Annotated in this window: 19 protein-coding genes; 12 read left to right on the forward strand and 7 right to left on the reverse strand. The window is 61.2% G+C overall.

The features are described from left to right. Window positions 1-209: 209 nt before the first annotated feature. The 3 genes from pgeF to lgt are packed head-to-tail and all read right to left on the reverse strand — an operon-like array spanning window position 210 to window position 2,946. Window positions 210-968 (reverse strand): peptidoglycan editing factor PgeF, encoded by a 759-nt coding sequence (gene pgeF / locus DWA01_RS03735; protein WP_114284331.1) that lies wholly within the window; start codon window positions 966-968, stop codon window positions 210-212. A 30-nt stretch (window positions 969-998) separates the two neighbouring features. Continuing rightward, window positions 999-2,057, reverse strand: a complete 1,059-nt coding sequence (locus DWA01_RS03740; protein ID WP_114284333.1) for a class I SAM-dependent methyltransferase — start codon at window positions 2,055-2,057, stop codon at window positions 999-1,001. 4 nt (window positions 2,058-2,061) lie between these two features. Beyond that, window positions 2,062-2,946 carry a prolipoprotein diacylglyceryl transferase gene (gene lgt / locus DWA01_RS03745; protein ID WP_114284359.1) on the reverse strand — a complete coding sequence of 295 codons (885 nt, stop codon included), beginning with the start codon at window positions 2,944-2,946 and terminating at the stop codon, window positions 2,062-2,064. A 157-nt stretch (window positions 2,947-3,103) separates the two neighbouring features. Between lgt and DWA01_RS03750 the strand changes: the two genes are divergently transcribed. From DWA01_RS03750 to DWA01_RS03775, 6 genes are all read left to right on the forward strand, one after another. Next, window positions 3,104-3,556, forward strand: a complete 453-nt coding sequence (locus tag DWA01_RS03750; RefSeq protein ID WP_136057656.1) for a hypothetical protein — start codon at window positions 3,104-3,106, stop codon at window positions 3,554-3,556. A gap of 174 nt (window positions 3,557-3,730) precedes the next feature. Further along, window positions 3,731-3,979 (forward strand): accessory factor UbiK family protein, encoded by a 249-nt coding sequence (locus tag DWA01_RS03755; RefSeq protein WP_114284336.1) that lies wholly within the window; start codon window positions 3,731-3,733, stop codon window positions 3,977-3,979. A gap of 300 nt (window positions 3,980-4,279) precedes the next feature. Then, window positions 4,280-4,783, forward strand: a complete 504-nt coding sequence (locus tag DWA01_RS03760; RefSeq protein ID WP_114284337.1) for a type III secretion system chaperone family protein — start codon at window positions 4,280-4,282, stop codon at window positions 4,781-4,783. A gap of 31 nt (window positions 4,784-4,814) precedes the next feature. Beyond that, complete coding sequence (proC, locus tag DWA01_RS03765) at window positions 4,815-5,627, forward strand: pyrroline-5-carboxylate reductase (protein WP_114284338.1); 813 nt, start codon at window positions 4,815-4,817, stop codon at window positions 5,625-5,627. Beyond that, window positions 5,624-5,965, forward strand: coding sequence for a tRNA-binding protein (locus tag DWA01_RS03770; RefSeq protein ID WP_114284339.1), 342 nt, complete (start codon window positions 5,624-5,626; stop codon window positions 5,963-5,965). Before proC ends, DWA01_RS03770 begins: the two co-directional genes overlap by 4 nt. Continuing rightward, window positions 5,962-6,909, forward strand: a complete 948-nt coding sequence (locus DWA01_RS03775; RefSeq protein ID WP_114284340.1) for a 2-hydroxyacid dehydrogenase — start codon at window positions 5,962-5,964, stop codon at window positions 6,907-6,909. The genes DWA01_RS03770 and DWA01_RS03775 overlap by 4 nt, the downstream gene beginning before the upstream one ends. A gap of 60 nt (window positions 6,910-6,969) precedes the next feature. Here the strand turns inward: DWA01_RS03775 and DWA01_RS03780 are convergent, their stop codons facing one another. After that, window positions 6,970-7,563, reverse strand: coding sequence for a thymidine kinase (locus DWA01_RS03780; protein WP_114284341.1), 594 nt, complete (start codon window positions 7,561-7,563; stop codon window positions 6,970-6,972). A gap of 394 nt (window positions 7,564-7,957) precedes the next feature. On the opposite strand from DWA01_RS03780, the gene DWA01_RS03785 reads away from it, so the two are divergent. Next, complete coding sequence (locus DWA01_RS03785; RefSeq protein WP_419186979.1) at window positions 7,958-8,416, forward strand: hypothetical protein; 459 nt, start codon at window positions 7,958-7,960, stop codon at window positions 8,414-8,416. Between the two features lie 103 nt (window positions 8,417-8,519). Here DWA01_RS03785 and DWA01_RS03790 read toward each other — a convergent pair whose 3' ends face one another. Next, entirely contained in the window at window positions 8,520-8,858 is a 339-nt protein-coding gene (locus DWA01_RS03790; RefSeq protein WP_114284342.1) for a hypothetical protein, read from the reverse strand. Between the two features lie 180 nt (window positions 8,859-9,038). Between DWA01_RS03790 and DWA01_RS03795 the strand changes: the two genes are divergently transcribed. Both DWA01_RS03795 and arsH read left to right on the forward strand, forming a co-directional pair. Beyond that, entirely contained in the window at window positions 9,039-9,917 is an 879-nt protein-coding gene (locus DWA01_RS03795; protein WP_114284343.1) for a helix-turn-helix domain-containing protein, read from the forward strand. 161 nt (window positions 9,918-10,078) lie between these two features. Next, window positions 10,079-10,792: an arsenical resistance protein ArsH gene (gene arsH / locus DWA01_RS03800; protein WP_114284363.1), complete on the forward strand. Its 714-nt coding sequence runs from the start codon at window positions 10,079-10,081 to the stop codon at window positions 10,790-10,792. 469 nt (window positions 10,793-11,261) lie between these two features. On the opposite strand, the gene carB is transcribed toward arsH, so the two are convergent. Continuing rightward, window positions 11,262-14,579, reverse strand: coding sequence for a carbamoyl-phosphate synthase large subunit (carB, locus tag DWA01_RS03805; protein ID WP_114284344.1), 3,318 nt, complete (start codon window positions 14,577-14,579; stop codon window positions 11,262-11,264). Between the two features lie 380 nt (window positions 14,580-14,959). Between carB and DWA01_RS03810 the strand changes: the two genes are divergently transcribed. From DWA01_RS03810 to aspS, 3 genes are read left to right on the forward strand one after another with little or no spacing between them, the layout of a single operon-like run. After that, entirely contained in the window at window positions 14,960-16,075 is a 1,116-nt protein-coding gene (locus tag DWA01_RS03810; RefSeq protein WP_114284346.1) for an aminodeoxychorismate synthase component I, read from the forward strand. Continuing rightward, window positions 16,036-16,683: an aminotransferase class IV family protein gene (locus DWA01_RS03815; RefSeq protein WP_114284348.1), complete on the forward strand. Its 648-nt coding sequence runs from the start codon at window positions 16,036-16,038 to the stop codon at window positions 16,681-16,683. The genes DWA01_RS03810 and DWA01_RS03815 overlap by 40 nt, the downstream gene beginning before the upstream one ends. Before the next feature lie 60 nt (window positions 16,684-16,743). Then, window positions 16,744-18,594 (forward strand): aspartate--tRNA ligase, encoded by a 1,851-nt coding sequence (gene aspS / locus DWA01_RS03820; protein WP_114284350.1) that lies wholly within the window; start codon window positions 16,744-16,746, stop codon window positions 18,592-18,594. 266 nt (window positions 18,595-18,860) lie between these two features. Here the strand turns inward: aspS and DWA01_RS23055 are convergent, their stop codons facing one another. Then, complete coding sequence (locus tag DWA01_RS23055; protein WP_160115955.1) at window positions 18,861-19,037, reverse strand: hypothetical protein; 177 nt, start codon at window positions 19,035-19,037, stop codon at window positions 18,861-18,863. Window positions 19,038-19,252: the final 215 nt, after the last annotated feature.

Below are 19,252 nucleotides of genomic sequence, written 5' to 3' on the forward strand. Positions count from 1 at the left end.
AAAATGGCGAGGACCGGCAGGGGCGGGCGCCGGAAGCGGGCGGAGGCCACAGGGGCAGGTCGCGGGGACAGTACCTGAGATGGTGTGCAGAGGTGCAGGGCGTCCGATCAGCGCCTGCCCCGCATTTCAGGGTCAAAGACAAGGCCCCATTCAGCTCTCAGCCGGTTGTGGGCAAAGAGCGGCCGGATCCCCAGCACGCCACAAGCGGATCACAGGCAGATTGCTGAGATCAGCCGGCCGTAATCGGCTTCTTTGTGATGGGTGGCGCGGCGGTAGGAATAGAAACGCTCTGCATCGGCATAGGTGCAATGGCCGGTCCATCCGACTTGTTCCAGCCCGGCCTCGCGCAGTTTCAGCAGGCCAAGGCCTGGCAGGTCAAACAGCATCCGGTCGCCGAGACCGGTGGCAAAGAACCGGCTGTAATCCGTGTCCAGCACCATGAAATCCTCAAAGAATTCAGGCCCGACCTCATAATGGCGCTGGCTGATGCAGGGGCCGATGACGGCGGTGATATTGCCCCGTTCCGCGCCCAGCTCAACCATTGTTGAGACGGTGTTTTCCAGCACCCCCGCCAGCAGGCCCTTCCAGCCGGCATGGGCGGCGCCAATAACGCCGGCCTGCGCATCTGCAAACAGCACCGGCTGGCAATCGGCGGTCAGAATACTCAGCGCCAGACCCGGCGTGGTGGTCACCAGAGCATCGGCGCGTGGCGCCGCGCCACTCTGCGGCACCTCAATCACCGCCACATCGGCAGAATGAACCTGATGTACCCGGCCAAGCGCGTCCGGTGCCACCGCCATGGCCTCGGCCACACGGGCGCGGTTGATCTGTACAATCTCAGCCTGATCGCTGGAGCCCAACCCGCAGTTCAGCCCGGCAAATATACCCGAAGACGCACCGCCCCTGCGGGTGAAAAACCCGTGGCGCACCGGTGTCAGTGCTTCAGCAGTGAGAATTTCCAAAGTCATATCCGTCTTGTCCGTTTGCAAATGCATGCGTCACTCAAAGCCGGGAGGCGGCGGGCCTGCGTCCGGATAGAGCGCCAGCGTTTTAAACAGGCTCCCCATTTCATCGGGGTGCGTCAAGCGGCGATGTGCAGCAATGTGACTTTCCAGCGCCGCACCAGACAGTTTTGTGGCCAGGCATTGCGCCCGGGCGGTGATGCCGAGGCGTTCCAGAAACACCCCCTGGCCGGTCAGGACACTATGGGCGCAGGGCGCCGCCAGAGCCAGGGTTTCAAAATCCACGTGCGCGGTCAGGTCCGCTTCGCCAGGGCTGGCCAGGATGTCTTCCATCTTGTGGGCGCGCAAGGCCTGCACCGTGTCACCAACCGAATGCCAGCCGCCATAATCGATAAACAGCGCCGCGCCGCCATGGTCGCGGATCACCGCGCCCACCTGTTCCGCCACGGGGGCGGCGGCGGGGCAGACCTCAACAATGTCGCCGGGGCGGGTGTCCGCCAGGCGGTGCTGCAGCAGCGCAATCGGCGCGGCAGCAGACAGGCCCAGCGACAGCTCGCCACCCTTTAGTGCGACCTGCACTTCGCGCCAGCCGTGCGCGTCGCGCTGGAACTGGCGCACCGGCAGCGCGTCGATAAATTCATTGGCCACCAGCCACAGCGGCTGGTCGGGCAGGGCGCTGAGCTCATCCGCCCACTGCACCTCATAGGCGGCAAGTGTCTTGCGTTGTACATCGCGCAGCACCGGCGAGGCCTCAACCAGCAGCAGCGAGGCCGCCGCATGAAACCCTGGCACCGCTTTGGTGGCGCGCAGGATATCTGCCATCAAGGTGCCACGTCCGGGGCCGATTTCCGCAAGGGTAAAAGCGGCAGGCGCGCCCTGATCCAGCCAACTCTGTGCCAGACACAAGCCGATCATTTCACCAAACATCTGGCTGATTTCCGGCGCGGTGGTGAAGTCACCTGCCACACCAAACGGATCACGGGTGCTGTAATAGCCATGCTCGGGGTGCAGCAGACACTCCGCCATATATTGCGCCATGGTGATGGGACCGGTGGCGGCAATGCGTGCCTGCAATATGCCCGCAAGCGCTGTCATAGCGTCAGGCCTCTGCTTTGGCGGCCTGTTTCCAGGCCATGACGACGATAAACAGCCCGACAATCAGCATCGGCAGCGACAACAGCTGGCCCATGGTCATGCCGGCAAACACCTGGCCCCACGGGTTGCCGGCGGTGACAAACTGCGCATCGGCCTGGCGGAAAAATTCGACAATAAACCGCGCCAGCCCATAACCGGCGAGGAACAGCCCGGTAATCGCGCCCGGGCGTTTCAGCCAGCCGCGGCCAAAGGCCAGCAGGAACAGCACCGCGCCCAGGATCAGCCCTTCCATGCCAGCCTCGTAAAGCTGTGACGGATGGCGGGCGCAGGCGCCTTCAACCCCGGGGCAATATTGCGCCATGTCGCCGGGGAAGATCACCGCCCAGGGCAGATCCGAGGGCCGGCCCCAAAGCTCGGCATTGATGAAGTTGGCGATGCGGCCCAGCATCAGCCCGATGGGCGTACCCAGCGCCAGCAGATCGGCCACCGGCGCGATCGCCAGCTTGTGACGGCGGCAATAGATCAGCCCGGCGGTGGCGACCCCAAGGAAACCGCCGTGGAAGGACATGCCGCCCTCCCAGACTTTCAGGATTTCAGCCGGATTGGCCAGGTAATAGCCCGGCTGGTAAAACAGCACAAAACCAAGCCTGCCGCCCAAAATCACCCCAAGGATCAGCCAGGTCAGCAGGTCTTCCAGCTGCACTTCGCTCATGGGCGGCTTGTCGCGCCACAGCGTTGGGCGGCGTAGGGCGCTGACCGCGACTTTCCAGCCGATCAGAATGCCGGCGATATAGGCCAGCGCGTACCAGCGCAGCGCAAAGGCAAATCCGCCCAGCTCGATGGTGAACAGTTCGGGGGAGACATCGGGGAAATTCAATACAGCTATCATGATGCAGGATTGACCCTGGCGCCGCTCAGAAGTCAACTGCACCCCCGGATCGGTTCGGCAAAAAGACGCCGGTTTTCCGGGGTTTGCCACGATATGTTCTTCATTTGTTCACATTGGGCTACGCTGTGCCAGCACTGGAATAAGTAAAGATGTTGTGATGACCCGTTTACCCGATATGCAACTGCGTGAGGCGATCGCCCATCAGATTGACCTGCTGGCACAGGGACGGCCGCTGGTGGCGTTCGATGCCTGGTTTTCGCCCGCGGGCAAAATGTATGCCAATGACAGGCTCTTTGCCGCTGACGGCGCGGAGGCCCGGCGCAAACAAGAACCGTTCATTTCTGCGGCGCGCGAGATCTGCGGTAAAATCACCGACCTGAAAGTGGATGCCGCCAAAGGTCTCTGCGTGTTTCGCAATCAGACCCGGTTCAGCGGTGCCGACGGCGCGGAGCATCAGATTGACGGGCTCTGCTGGCAGCGGTGGGAAGGTGGCCAGATCGCAGAGGAACGCTATTATGACGGTGCGCTGATGGATGTCTGCATCGGCGAGGGAGTCCTGGAAGATCCGGCGCAACTGCTGTTGCGTGCCCCGGGTGCGATGCCCGGGTGATAGCAAAGTGATGCCGGAATGATCCCGGTGCGCTCTTCGGCGCGTGCATCAGAACGCCCTTCAGCGCCGCCCGGGCATTGCGCCGCAGATGTCATATGCGTCTTGAGATTTTGCCGCGCTGCGCCCATATAAAGCACAAGCAATCGCCGATCACCCCAGGACCCCGGAGTTCACATGCAGACGCGCAACAAGATTATGGAAGACATCTCCCAGCTGATGACCAACGCGATGGGCGTGGCGCAGGGGGCCAAAAATGAGGCCGATACCGCGATGAAATCCCTGCTCGACCGTTGGCTGGCAGATCGCGACTTTGTGACCAGAGAAGAGTTCGATGCGGTGCGCGCCATGGCGCAAAAGGCCCGCGAAGAGAACGACAAGCTCAGCGCGCGGCTTGAAGCGCTGGAAGCCGCGGCAAAGAAGTGATTCTCTGCACCGCTGCAATCCGCAGCGCTCTGAATGACCAGAAATGCGCCCTTTGGGGCGCGTTTTGCGTTTTGGGCCCCGGTTTTGCCCACAGGCGGTAAAAAAACCTGGGGACAACTCTGCAATTCCTGTGGGTATTGGCGGTGCACCTGGGGATAAGGCTGAAATATTCCTTTACAGATTTATCTTATAGGCACACCATATCTTGTATGGAGCCGGCGATGAGACGCCCGTTCCAGGTAGTGTACCTGGCCTAAGTGGGGAAGAAACCCTGCAAGGCCACAACGAGTGAGGCCGAGCATGTCACTTTCAGATCAGTTCCTGCAGACAGATGATCTGCACCCGATCGATATTGTCGAACACCTGGCTGAGTATAATCAGTGGGAGTTTGACCGCGTCGCTGATGATCAGATTTCCATGGCGATCACCGGCCAGTGGCGCACCTATACCATAACGCTCGCCTGGTCCGGCCAGGATGAAACTCTGCGGATGATCTGCACTTTTGAAATGGAACCGCCCGAAGACAAAAAGGCGCAGATCCACGAGATCCTCAACGCGGTGAATGACAAATGTTGGGCCGGCGCTTTCACGTACTGGCACGAGCAACGGTTGATGGTCTATCGCTACGGTCTGGTGCTGAGCGGCGGCCAGGAGGCCAGCCCGGAGCAAATTGATCAGATTATCTCCACCGCAACCACGGTGTGTGAGCGTTATTACCCGGCATTTCAGCTGGTGGCCTGGGGCGACAAAAGCTGTGACGAAGCAATGCAGGTAGCCATTGCAGAGGCCTACGGACGCGCTTAGTCTCTGCCGGAAGCAAAAGGGCAGGAACAACATGAATATGCAAGATCTGGAAACCCGCGGCCTCGTGCTGCTGGGCTGCGGAAAAATGGGCTCCGCTATGCTGGCTGGCTGGCTGGCACAGGGATTGCCCGCCGCCTCGGTCTGGGTTCTGGATCCCAAACCTTCGGCCTGGCTTCAGGGTCTTGACGGGCTGAACCTCAACGCAGCGCTGCCCGTTGACCCGGCCATCGTGCTGATCGCGGTGAAACCACAGATGATGGGCGCGGCGCTGCCTTCGCTGCAGGCGCTGGGCAATGGCAGTACCACTTTTGTCTCCGTCGCCGCCGGCACGCCGATCTCGAAATTCGAAGATATCCTGGGTCGCAATACCCCGATTATCCGCGCCATGCCAAACACCCCTGCCGCCATCAGCCAGGGCATTACCGCGATGATCGGCAACCGCCATGTCGCGGCCCCGGCGCTGGACCTGTGCGAGATGCTGCTCTCCGCTGTGGGCCAGGTGGTGCGGCTGAAAAGCGAAAGCCAGATGGACGCGGTCACCGCAGTGTCGGGCTCCGGTCCCGCCTATGTGTTTCTGATGATCGAAGCCATGGCCGCTGCCGGGGTGAAACAGGGCCTGTCACGCGATCTGGCGATGCAGCTGGCCAAGGCCACTGTTGCCGGCGCCGGCGCGCTGGCGCTGGTTGCCGATGAAGAGCCGGATCAGCTCAGGGTGAATGTCACCAGCCCCGGCGGCACCACTGCTGCTGCACTGGAAGTTCTCAACGATCAGAACGGCTTGCCCGACCTGATGCGCGCCGCCGTGCGCGCTGCCGCGGAGCGCAGCAAGGCGCTTGGCGCATGAGTAATCTGATCGCGTTTGAAGATTTTCAGAAAGTGGATGTGCGCGCCGGCACCGTGACAAAGGCCGAGCCTTACCCGGAAGCGCGCAAACCGGCGATCAAACTCTGGATCGATTTTGGCGGCGATCTTGGGGTGAAGAAAAGTTCAGCCCAGATCACCAGCCATTATACGCCGGAGATGCTGGTGGGGATGCAGGTGATGGCGGTGGTCAATTTCCCGCCGCGCCAGATCGGCCGGTTCATGTCTGAAGTGCTGGTGCTGGGTTTCCCCGACGCGGACGGCGAAATTGTCCTGGCGCGGCCTGACCAGGTGGTGCCCGACGGAGGCAAATTGCATTGAAACTTCTGATCACCCAGACCCTGCCGCAATCCGTAATGGACGCGGCCGCCAGCCAGTTTGATACCAGCACCCGCGACGGGCTGCCGCCCCTCAGCGTGGAAGAAGCCCGCGACGCGCTCGCCAGTTACGACCTGATCCTGCCCAGCCTCGGCGACGGGTTTACGGCGGCAGCGTTTGACGGTGAAGTCCGCTGCAAGCTGCTGGCCAATTTTGGTGTCGGTTACAATCACATTGATGTGGCCGCCGCCCATGCTGCCGGTGTCGCGGTGAGCAACACGCCCGGCACCGTCACCGACGCCACTGCCGATATTGCCATGACGCTGCTGCTGATGTCCGCGCGCCGTGCCTCTGAAGGCGAAGCGCTGCTGCGCTCCGGGCGCTGGACCGGCTGGACCCCGACCCAGCTGCTGGGCAGCCATGTTACCGGCAAAACACTGGGCATCCTCGGCCTGGGCCGCATCGGCAAAGCCATCGCCAAACGTGCCCATTTCGGCTTTGACATGAATATCGTATTTCACAACCGCTCGCGCATCACCGACGCCGGCCTGCCGGCAACCCAGCTCGCTTCGGTCGAAGAGGTGCTGGCGGCGGCGGATTTCACCGTGGTGGCGGTGCCGGCCACGCCTGAGACATATCACCTGATCAATGCGGAGACCCTGGCCCATATGCCGGTGCATGCGCATCTGATCAATATCGCGCGTGGCGATATTGTTGACGAAACCGCGCTGATTGCGGCGCTGCAATCGGGCCAGATCGCCGGCGCCGGTCTCGATGTCTATGAGTTCGAACCGCTGGTGGCCGAAGCGCTGCGCGAGATCGCCAATGTGACGCTGCTGCCGCATATGGGCACCGCGGCGCTGGAAGTGCGCGAAGCGATGGGCAATATGGCACTGGACAACCTGAGTGCCTTTGCCGCCGGCAAGCCGCTGACCAACCCGGTCTGACTGGCCCTGTCAGGCTTCTTTTTGGCTTAAATATCCAAAGCCCGCCGCTCCGGCGGGTGCTTACTCCTGGTTGGCATGCAGCCCGACCGCCTGACGCCAGTGGCGCCGGCACAGCGAAACATAACTCTCATTGCCGCCAATCTCGACCTGGGCGCCTTCGGTCAGCACCTGGCCATGGGAATCCGTGCGCACCACCATAGTGGCTTTCTTGCCGCAGTGGCAGATGGTGCGCGCCTCGCGCATTTCGTCCGCCAGCGCCAGCAGCGTGGCGGAGCCGGGAAACAGCTCGCCCTGAAAATCCACCCGCAGCCCGTAACACATCACCGGCAGTTTCAGATCATCCACCACGCGGGCCAGTTGCCACACCTGTTCCTTTTCCAGGAACTGCGCCTCATCGATAAAGATACAGGCCACCGGCCCGGCAGAAAGCCGGGTCCGGATGCGGGCATAAAGATCATCCCCCGGCGCAAAGGTATCTGCCGCATCACCGATGCCAATGCGCGAGGCAATGCGTGCTTCGCCGGCGCGGTTGTCCAGCTGGGCGGTGAACAGACAGGTCTCCATGCCCCGTTCGCGGTAATTGTAAGAAGCCTGAAGCAGCAGCGTCGATTTGCCGGCATTCATGGTCGAATAATGAAAATACAGTTTTGCCATGCCCGGGGTGTGCCTGCTCCGGCGCCGGGGATCAAGTTTTGATCGGCCCCCGCGCGAAAAAACAAGGTTAAAGCCGGGCGGGCACATTTTGCGGATCCGGCTAAAACAGGCATCCGGGCGCTTGCACGCCAGGGATGAGGTGGATGCCTGAACCACTCACTCATTGATTGCAAAATGCGGAAAAAAATTACCTTTTACACAGTCCGGAAACCCGAACCCCCCACCCGGCACCGGCGCTGGGGACGCCGGATACTCGTTAAATGCCTTTCGGCTGCACTGCCGCAACCATACTAAAAGACTGTCTTTGTTGTTACATTCCTTTAAAAGGATAGTAATGGGAAACAGATTACAAAATTCCCCATACCTTGGGTTCAGTGAGTATTGAGAGGCAATTATGATTTCGAGCGTTGGCAGTTATTTGAAAAAACACACCGAAGCATTAGTAAAGGAAGTCGGGCTGGAGGCCGCCTGCGCATTAACCAAAAAATCCAAAGCAACCCTTGGGCGCTATTATTCAGACAGCGAAGAACACGCGGACCGCTTCATGCCGATTGACGCGGTTGCGGCGCTGGAAGACGCCGCAAACTACCCGCATGTGACCGGTGCACTGGGCGAGTTGCGCGGGGTGGCGCTGAACTATGACAATGTGCCGAAGAATTCGCGCCAGGGTGGGGTGAACTCCGATGTGGTGGCGCTCAGCCAGCGCTTTGCCATGTTGATGGGCGAATATACCCTGTCAATTGAAGACGGGGTGATCAGCATCAACGAGGCCAAACGCCTGCTGCGCGAAACTCAGGCCCTGCAAGAGGTGCTGGTGAACATGAAACTGCATCTGGAAGACGAAGCCACCTGATCAGCGCCGGGTGCGACTCAGGGGAAAAAGCTGCGGTCCGCCGCGGCTTTTTTTTGTCGTGCCGGGCGCCGGGCGCTGGCCCGCGGCGTCGGAGCGTTGTGTCTCAGTGCGGCCGGTCCACGACGCGGCGGGCCACAATCCGGCCGCTGTCATCGCGCAGCAGCAGCAGCACATCCTGCAGCACCATCTGCTTCAACCGCAGTTTGACATGATCATTGGCGCCGGCATACACCCGGCGGGCCCCCAGCATCCTGCCTTTGCGCGCCCGGTGAAATACATAGGCTTCCACCGTGCCGTTGCTGTCGCTGCGCACCAGATCCACGTTGAGATAGGATGTATTGCTGTGGCGGCCCCAGACCAGAATATAATTCTGGGCGGTCGCCATATCGGCCATCAGCACAAAAGCCGCAGCCGTGAGGGCTGAAATTTTAAACAGGGACATAACAGTTTCCTTTCAGATGTTTGCTGTGATTTGTCCCGCGTTGCCCGTTGCATCCATCCTCGCCTGGTGGCGCAGGTTTGGGAAATCAAACTGGCTCACAGCCTGGCGACAGCCTGTGATCTGCACCCGGATTTCAAAAAGACGCTTTACAAATAATAATATATCGGACATTTGTGATATATGGAAAGCGCACATCTCCCCCAGGCCTTTGCCGCCCTGGCCCACGAGGTCCGGCTGGACTGTTTCCGGCTGCTGATCCACGCCGGGCGCACTGGCATGAGCGCCGGCGATCTCGGCACCGCCCTTGCGGTGCGCCAGAACACCATGTCCACCAACCTGGCGGTGCTGGAAAAAGCCGGTCTGATCCGCAGCCAGCGGGAAGGCCGGGTAATCCGCTATTTTGCCCATATGCCAGGCCTGCGGTTTATGCTGGATTACCTGCTGCGCGACTGTTGCGGCGGCGAGACCGGCCAGTGTGACCCGTTGCTTGAAAGCCTGACCGAACCGGGGCAGGGCTTTGACCCCAACCCGGAGCAGCCGCTCAACGTGCTGTTTCTCTGCGATGGCGATTCCACCCGGTCCCTGATCGCCGAAGCGCTCTTGCGATGCGCCGCGCCGAACCGTTTCACCGGCTATTCCGCCGGGCAGGCCCCGGGCTGCTGTCTGTCCGCTGCAGTGACCGCAGTGCTGGATACAAACGGCATCAACAGCCACCTGTTGCAGCCTTCCGCCCGCAGCCGGTTCACCGGCGGGGCTGCGCCCCACATGGATCTGGTGATCGAGCTCAGCGAGGCGCCGGAGGTGCCGCAGCCGCAGCCGCTGCCGCCAGCGCCAAAGATGCTGCCCGAGCCGGTGCCGGCGCCCGCCTTCCCCGGGACGCCCATCACCGCCCGCTGGCCGATGCCAGACCCGGCGTCCGCCGCTGACCCTGACGCCGCGCTGGCCCGTACATTCAAATTGCTGCAGCGCCGCATATCCGTGCTCACCAGCCTGCCCACCGACCGGCTTGACCGGCAAGACTTTCAAAACCGTCTCAACGATATCGGAACCCCGACATGACCCTCCCTGGCCCCTCAGACCTGACCGACAAACCCTGTTGCACCGCAGCCGGCAAATCGAACGCTGAAAACCCTGACACTGGACAGAGCTGCTGCGCAGGCACTGGCCAGCCGGATGCAAGCCACCCTGACTCCGAGCCCGGCCACCCCGGCCCGGCCGCCATGCCCGACCTGTCAGAGCTGCCGCAACTGACCGAGGGCGCGCTGCTGCCCATCGATACCGCCGCCCTGGTCGCACCCGGTGACGATCTGCACCCGCCGCGCATCCTGCTGCTTTACGGCTCGGTGCGCGATGTCAGCTATTCGCGCAAATCGGTGGAAGAAGCCGGTCGCATTCTGCGCGCGTTGGGCTGCGAAGTCCGGATCTATGACCCGCGCGGCTTGCCGCTCGCGGATGCCGAGGACTCCAGCCACCCGAAAGTGGCGGAACTGCGCGAACTGGTGATCTGGTCCGAAGGCATGGTCTGGTCCAGCCCGGAGCGACACGGCGCCATGACCGGCATTATGAAAACGATGATCGACTGGATCCCGCTGTCTGACGGCGCGGTGCGCCCGACCCAGGGCAAAACGCTCGCGTTGATGCAGGTCACCGGCGGCTCGCAAAGTTTCAATTCCCTCAATCAGATGCGCATTCTGGGCCGCTGGATGCGGCTGGTCACCATCCCCAATCAATCCTCGATCGCCAAGGCCTGGCTCGAGTTTGACGGCGGCGACCGCCTGCCCGAAGGCGCGTTTCTGCGCCGCATTGTCGACGTGATGGAGGAGCTGGTGAAGTTCACCTATATGACCCGGGGCCGCACCGCCTACCTGACTGACCGCTATTCCGAGCGCGTCGAAAGCGCCAACGCGCTGCACAAACGTCTCAATCAGATGTAAGCCGCGCCCGTCCCCGGCACTCGTCCTCAGCGCCTGCCCTGCCTCCCTGGTCCTGCGGCCGTCGTCTGCCCCAAGGCCAGGCCTGGTCTCAGATCAGCGGCACAAAAGGCACCCCACAGGCGCTGAGGGTCAAAAGCAGGGCAATGGCGGCAAACAAGCGGGGCATAGGCGGTCCTTCAATAATAAGTGCTGCATACGCAAATCGTGTTGGCTGGCGCGAAGGCCTGTTTCGCGACCCCGAACTGCAGTCCGGTAACGGGGCCGCGCCTGACCTTGGGGAGGCATGAAGCGCCTTCCCGCTGGGATGGTCAGGCGCGGCCCGGCGGTGCCAGCCCAGGTAAGGCTTTTGTGCCAGCTGTGTACGACTTGCGGACACCTCCACAATAAAAAACGGAGAGCCAGGGCTCTCCGTTTTCTGTTTAGCTCAGTTTGTCGCGGCTGTCAGCATTCTGTGCCGCTTTTGAAGCACTTACGCTTTAGCCACGTTGCCCTGCAGCGGCGTCACCGTCAGATCGCCCTCTTCGCGCGACTTCATCGCCCGTGCTGTCGCGTTGGACGCGGCGGCGGTGGTGAAGTAGGGGATCTTGCCATACAGCGCGGCGGAGCGGATCTCGCGGCTGTCTTCCACCGCCTGAGCGCCCTCAGTGGTGTTCATCACCAGCGCGATTTCCTTGTTTTTCAGCATGTCCACAATGTTGGGCCGGCCTTCATAGACCTTGTTGACCACAGTGTTTTCGATGCCATGACCGGACAGGAAGTCATGGGTACCGCGTGTGGTCACCAGCTCAAAACCCATCGCCACCAGGATGTTTGCCGTGTCGACAATCAGCGCGGTTTTGTCACTGTCCTTGACCGAGAAGAACACTTTGCCCTCATGTGGCAATTCCACCCCGGCGCCCATCTGTGCTTTCAGGAAGGCGCGCGAGAAGGACACGTCCCAGCCCATCACTTCGCCGGTCGAACGCATTTCCGGCCCCAGAATGGTGTCGACGCCGGGGAACCGGGCGAACGGCAGCACCGCTTCTTTCACCGAATACCAGGGCATCGCCGGATCGGCCAGCGTCATCGGATCGGCCATCGGCAGGCTGCCGGGTTTGGCATCAGCCGGATAAGCGCCCCGGAACGGGAAGTTGCCCAGCGGCTCGCCCGCCATCAGTCGCGCCGCGATGGAGGCAATCGCGGAATCGGTGGCTTTGGCGACAAACGGCACCGTGCGGCTGGCGCGCGGGTTCACCTCAATGAGGTAGATCACGTTGTCCTTGACCGCGAACTGCACATTCATCAGCCCGACCACACCCAGTTCCAGCGCCAGCGCGCGGGACTGCACATGCAGCTCGTCAATGATCTCCTGGCTCAGCGAATAAGGCGGCAGCGAACAGGCGGAGTCACCGGAATGCACACCCGCTTCTTCAATGTGTTGCATGATGCCGGCGACATGCACCTCTTTGCCGTCACACAGCACGTCCACGTCACATTCGACCGCGCCGGACAGGTAGCTGTCCAGCAGCACCGGACTGTCGCCCGACACCACCACGGCCTCTTTGATATAGCGTTCCAGCTGCGCCATATCGCGCACGATTTCCATCGCCCGGCCACCCAGCACATAAGACGGGCGGATCACCAGCGGGAAGCCTATTTCACCGGCAATCGCAATGGCTTGCTCATCGGTCGAGGCGAGCCCGTTGACCGGCTGTTTCAGCTCCAGCTTGTTGACCAGCGCCTGGAAACGTTCGCGGTCTTCGGCCAGGTCAATCGCGTCCGGGCTGGTGCCCAGGATCGGAATGCCGGCTTCTTCCAGCGCATTGGCCAGTTTCAGCGGCGTCTGACCGCCAAACTGCACGATCACCCCGTGCAGCGTGCCGTTTTCCTGCTCAACCCGCATGATTTCCATCACGTGCTCAAAGGTCAGCGGCTCAAAATACAACCGGTCCGAGGTGTCGTAATCGGTGGACACGGTCTCGGGGTTACAGTTGATCATGATGGTCTCATAACCCACATCGCTCAGCGCATAGCAGGCGTGACAGCAGCAGTAATCAAACTCGATGCCCTGGCCGATCCGGTTGGGACCGCCACCCAGAATGACCACTTTCTTGCGATCTGAGGGCCGCGCTTCGCATTCCACGTCGCCCATCGCCGGCGCTTCATAGGTGGAATACATATAGGGTGTCTGCGCTTCAAATTCGGCGGCACAGGTGTCGATGCGTTTGAACACGGCCACAACGCCCAGGTCGTGACGCGCCCGACGCACATTGTCCTCATCCCGGCTGGTCAGCTTGGCCAGACGCGCATCGGTAAAGCCCATCATTTTCAGACGGCGCATCCCGTGCTCTGTCACCGGCAGGCCAGATTTGCGCACCTCTTCTTCGACGTCCACAATTTCGCGGATCCGCGCCAGGAACCAGGGGTCATAGGCGGTGGCACCGATGATATCATCATTGCTCAGCCCGTGGCGCATGGCCTGGGCGATGATCAGAATGCGGTCCGGAGTCTGTACTGACAGCGCTTTGATGATCGCCGCCTTGCCGCCGTCCGGATCCGTGGCGCCTTCGATATCGATCTCGTCAAAGCCGGTCAGCCCGGTTTCCATGCTTGCCAGTGCCTTTTGCATCGACTCATGGAAGCTGCGCCCGATCGACATCACTTCGCCAACCGATTTCATTGCGGTGCTCAGATGCGGGGCGGAACCGGCGAATTTTTCAAAGGCAAACCGCGGGATCTTGGTGACCACATAGTCAATCGAGGGCTCAAAGCTCGCAGGCGTCACGCCGGTGATGTCATTGTCCAGCTCGTCCAGCGTATACCCCACCGCCAGTTTGGCGGCGATTTTTGCGATCGGAAAGCCGGTCGCTTTGGACGCCAGCGCCGAGGAGCGGCTGACCCGCGGGTTCATCTCGATCACCACCATACGCCCGTCGGCCGGGTTCACCGCCCATTGCACATTGGAGCCGCCGGTCTCGACACCGATCTCACGCAGCACATTAATCGAAAGGGTCCGCATCAGCTGGTATTCTTTGTCGGTCAGCGTCAGCGCTGGCGCAACGGTGATCGAATCGCCGGTGTGCACGCCCATCGGGTCGATGTTTTCGATGGCACATACGATGATGGCATTGTCGGCGGTGTCGCGCACCACTTCCATCTCAAATTCTTTCCAGCCAAGCAGGCTCTCATCAATCAGGATCTGATTGACCGGCGAGGCATCAAGCCCGGTGCGGCAGAAATGTTCATAATCGTCGCGGTTATACGCCACGCCGCCGCCGGTGCCGCCAAGGGTAAAGGCGGGGCGGATAATCGCAGGCAGACCGATGTCTTCCAGCGCATCCATGCATTCCTGCATCGTATTGGCGATGGTCGCGCGCGGGTTTTCAATGCCCAGCCGGTCCATCGCTTCGCGGAACAGTTTGCGGTCTTCGGCCATTTCAATCGCGTGGCGTTTCGCACCGATCAGCTCCACACCGAATTTCTCCAGCACACCGAGGTCGTCCAGCGCCAGCGCGGTGTTCAGACCGGTCTGCCCGCCCATGGTCGGCAGCAGCGCATCCGGGCGTTCTTTTTCGATGATTTTGGCAACGATTTCAGGGGTGATTGGCTCGATATAGGTGGCATCAGCCAGGCTCGGATCGGTCATGATTGTTGCCGGGTTCGAGTTCACCAGGATCACCCGGTAGCCCTCTTCGCGCAGCGCTTTACAGGCCTGGGCGCCGGAATAGTCAAACTCACAGGCCTGACCAATGATAATTGGCCCTGCGCCGATGATCATGATGGAGGAAATATCGGTTCTTTTCGGCATTGTGACCCTCATACGCTGGACCCGGCACGCTGGGCGTGGCGGGGGAGTGGATACCCGGCGGTGTGCAAATTGTCGTGGGTTATAGACCTATGGCACCCTTTCGCAAGGGGCGAATGCACCGGATTTGCGGAATCTGATAGCATGTTTGTACCGATTTCAGAAACCGCCGGTATAACGGCATGGCGCGCCGCTGAATTTGACCGGATGGCCAGGTTTTCAACGCCAGTTCGACGGCTGCGTCGGCAGAATCAGCGGCAGGCAGCACCGCCGGACGGAAATATGGCGTAAAACACCGGCGTTGCGGCGTATCACGGCTGGTCACAGCGCCCGGGCAGCGATACATGCAGGGTTCAGGCGCAGGGCAACAAGGACAGCACGCCATGCAGATACGTTTTGATCAGGGACCGGGTGGCAAGGCGGTGCGTTTCGCACAGCCTGAACGCATGATCTCTGCCGACAGTATCGAGCAGGTGCCCGCCGCGCTTGCCGCTTTGGATCAGGCCAGCGCTGATGGCTGCTGGATCGCCGGTTACGCCACCTATGAGCTGGGCTACGCGCTGGAACCACGCCTGACCCGGCGCATGCCCACGAGCCGCCGCCTGCCGCTTTTGCACTTTGGTATCTATGACGCGCCGGAAGCTGCGGAGCCCATAAACGGGCAGGGTGCCATTGCCGATATACAGCCGCGCTGGGACGAGTCCCGCTATAGCGTCGCCTTTCAGACCGTGCATGACTATATCAGCGCCGGCGACATCTATCAGGCCAACCTGACCTTCCCGATTGACGCCCGCGCCACGCCAGATGCGCACGGGCTTTATGCCCAGTTGTCGCGCCTCCAGGTGGTGGGTTACGGCGCGCTGATTGAACAAGAGGGCCTGCCAGCGATCCTGTCGCGTTCGCCTGAGCTCTTCTTTCGCACCGACGCCACCGGCCAGATCGAAACCCGGCCGATGAAAGGCACCATGCCGCGCGACGACGATCCGGTCGAAGACATGCGGCTCAAGGCCTTTCTGGGCTTGGACGCCAAAAACCGCGCCGAAAACCTGATGATCGTCGACCTGCTGCGCAACGACATCTCGCGTCTGGCCGAGTTCGGCTCGGTGCGGGTGCCGGAACTGTTCCATGTGGAAAGCTACGCCACCGTGCATCAGATGGTCTCCACCGTGCAGGCCCAACTGCACAAAAACACCGGCCTCGGGGCCATCCTCGGCGCCCTGTTCCCCTGCGGCTCCATCACCGGCGCACCAAAACTGCGTGCAATGGAGATCCTCAACGATCTCGAACCCTGGGCGCGCGACATCTATTGCGGCGCCATCGGCTGGTGGGGCCCAGACGGTCAATCCGAATTCAACGTCGCCATCCGCACTGCCCTGCTGCAAGGCGACCGTCTTACCCTGAATGTGGGCGGGGGCGTCGTCTATGATTCCACCGCTCCGTCTGAATATGAGGAAGCCCTGTGGAAAGCCCGCTTCGCGACCATGCTGCCCCGGATCTGAGGATCTTTGAAACCATGCTCTGGACGCCGGAGCAGGGTCTGCTGCGTGCCGGGCGCCACTTTGCCCGTCTCAGCACGGGTCTCGCCCGCCTTGATATTACCTGCCCGGAACCCCAGGCGGCGATGCTGGGTTTTCGCGCTGAATGTGCCCAACGTGTGCGGCTCTCGGTGGGGCTGCAGGGCGACATACAGGTTGAAACCTGGGACTTTAAACCGCTGGCCACGGATACTGTATGGACGCTCGGCGTGGCGATGGACCGTATCCGTTCAGACGACCCCTGGCGCCAGATCAAAACCACCCACCGCGCCTTTCTCAATCAGCTGCGCGACGACATGCCCAAGGGGCTGGACGAGGTGCTGCTGCGCAATGAGAACGGCTTGCTGTGTGAAGGCACCATTACCAACCTGTTTGTCGATCTTGGCGACGGTCTGGTCACCCCACCGCTGTCCTGTGGCCTGCTTCCGGGCGTCCTGCGCCAGGAAATGCTGGACACCGGCCAGGCGCGCGAAGCCAGCCTGCGCCCCGCCGATCTCGGCTTTGCCCGTGCTATTTTTGTCGGAAACAGCCTGCGTGGGCTGATTAAGGCTCAAATCGCGCCTTCTGCTTGACATTGACCGCTCAAAACGGTGTATCGGCGGGGACAAATTTTACCCCCGAAAGGCCGACCCATGCACGCTTATCGCAGCCACACTTGCGCGGAACTGACCAAGGATAATGTAGGGCAGACCGTACGTCTGTCGGGTTGGGTCCATCGGGTCCGCGATCACGGCGGCCTGCTGTTCATCGACCTGCGCGACCATTACGGCATCACCCAGGTGATGGCGGATGCCGACAGCCCGGTGTTTGCCCAGCTGGAAAAGCTGCGTTCTGAATGGTGTATCCGCATCGACGGCAACGTCATGGCGCGCGACGAAAGCCTGGTGAATGACGCCATCCCCACCGGCGCGATCGAAGTATTTATCCGCGATCTCGAAGTGCTTGGCGCCGCCGATGAGCTGCCGCTGATGGTGTTTGGCGATCAGGAATACCCGGAAGAGACCCGGTTGAAATACCGCTATCTCGACCTGCGCCGCGAGAAGCTGCAGAACAACATGAAACTGCGTTCCGACGTGGTGGCCTCGATGCGCAAACGCATGTGGGACAAAGAATTCCGCGAATTCCAGACCCCGATCATCACCGCCTCCAGCCCCGAAGGCGCGCGTGACTTCCTGGTGCCCTCGCGTCTGCACCCGGGCCGTTTTTATGCGCTGCCCCAGGCGCCTCAGCAGTTCAAACAGCTGATCATGGTGTCGGGTTATGACAAATATTTCCAGATCGCGCCTTGTTTCCGCGACGAAGACCCGCGCGCCGACCGTTCGCCCACCGATTTCTACCAGCTCGACCTCGAAATGAGCTTTGTCACCCAGCAGGACGTGTTTGACACCATCCAGCCGGTGATCCAGGGCGTTTTTGAGGAATTCGGCGGCGGTCGCAAAGTCGACAGTGACTGGCAGCAGATTTCTTACAAAGATTCCGCGCTGTGGTATGGCACTGACAAACCCGATCTGCGCAACCCGATCAAAATGCAGGTGGTTTCCGAGCATTTCGCCGGCTCCGGTTTTGCCATCTTTGCCAAACTGCTGGAAAACGCCGGCACCGAAGTGCGCGCCATTCCTGCCCCCAAAGGCGGCTCGCGCAAATTCTGCGACCGGATGAACAAATTTGCCCAGGGCGAAGGCCTGCCGGGCATGGGCTACATCTTCTGGCGCAAGCAGTCGGCAGATTCCATTGCTCAGGAGCAGGGCATTTCAGTCAAGGAAGTCAACGCCAAGGTTAAGGCGGGCGAGATTGTTCTGGGCAACGAGGCCGCCGGTCCGCTGGCCAAAAACATCGGCCCTGAGCGCACAGAAGCCATCCGTCAGCAACTGGGTCTGGAGGTTGGCGACGCCGCCTTCTTCCTCGCCGGCAAAGCCAAAGCCTTTGAATCTGTGGCCGGGCGCGCGCGCACCGTCATCGGCGAAGAGCTGGGCCTGACCGATATGGACCGTTTTGCTTTTGCCTGGATCGTCGATTTCCCAATCTACGAAAAAGACGAAGAGACCGGCAAAATTGACTTTGAACACAACCCGTTCTCGATGCCCCAGGGTGGCATGGACGCACTGAACGGCGATCCGCTCAACGTGCTGGGCTATCAGTATGACCTGGCCTGTAACGGCTATGAGCTGGTCTCCGGTGCGATCCGGAACCACAAACTTGACGTCATGTTCAAAGCCTTTGAAATCGCCGGTTACGGCAAAGAAGAAGTCGAAAAACGCTTTGGCGCCCTGGTCAACGCGTTCCAGTTCGGTGCACCGCCCCACGGTGGCTGTGCTGCTGGTATCGACCGCATTGTGATGCTGCTGGCCAACGAGGCCAACATCCGCGAAGTGATCATGTTCCCGATGAACCAGCGCGCCGAAGACCTGATGATGGCGGCGCCGTCCGAACCGCTGAACGAGCAGCTGCGCGACCTGCACCTGCGGGTGATCCCGCAAGACTAAACGCCGGGTGAATGTTAAGGGGGCAGGGCGCAAAGGCGCCGGCCCACCACCCGTCACCAGCAGAACAAAAAAGGCGCGTCCCCACCAGGGCGCGCCTTTTTTGTCTCTTGAAGTGCTCTGCCAGTTAAAGTGCCGCCGCGGCTTATGCCGCAGCCACCAGACCCGGCAGCCATTTTCCTGTACCCTGAACCCACTTTTGACCCGAACCGGCCTGAGCGCAAATCCCGGCCTGGACCGGATCACGCCTTTGCTCAGCAGCGCGGCGCCTAAATCACCTGCACTGTCACCGGTGCGACGCTTTCAATCGCCATTGGTGCGTCGCGACCCGCGGCCACGGACATCAGCGCCACCGCCAGCCCCAGGACACCGGCACATAAAATGAACCAGTCGAGGGTGATCGATCCCACTTCCTCACTGGCAAAACGGTCAATCATGTTTTCCATACCCCATGGCCCTTCACTCGTTCCCACAGGTTAATTTTGGGTAATGATTGGGGCGCCAATAAGACGGAACCGGTCCGGTTTTGTGATCGCACGGACTGGCGCGCCCGGGGATGCTTTGGGGCCACGTCCGGGAGGCGCGCCTTGGGGGCCACGTCCGGGCGCCATGTCTGGAGGCGGCGCGCGCCTGAGGCCACGTCCGGGGGGGGTGGGGCCTG

This window comes from Candidatus Halocynthiibacter alkanivorans, from assembly GCF_003333265.1.
In the GTDB taxonomy this organism is placed as follows: domain Bacteria; phylum Pseudomonadota; class Alphaproteobacteria; order Rhodobacterales; family Rhodobacteraceae; genus Halocyntiibacter_A; species Halocyntiibacter_A alkanivorans.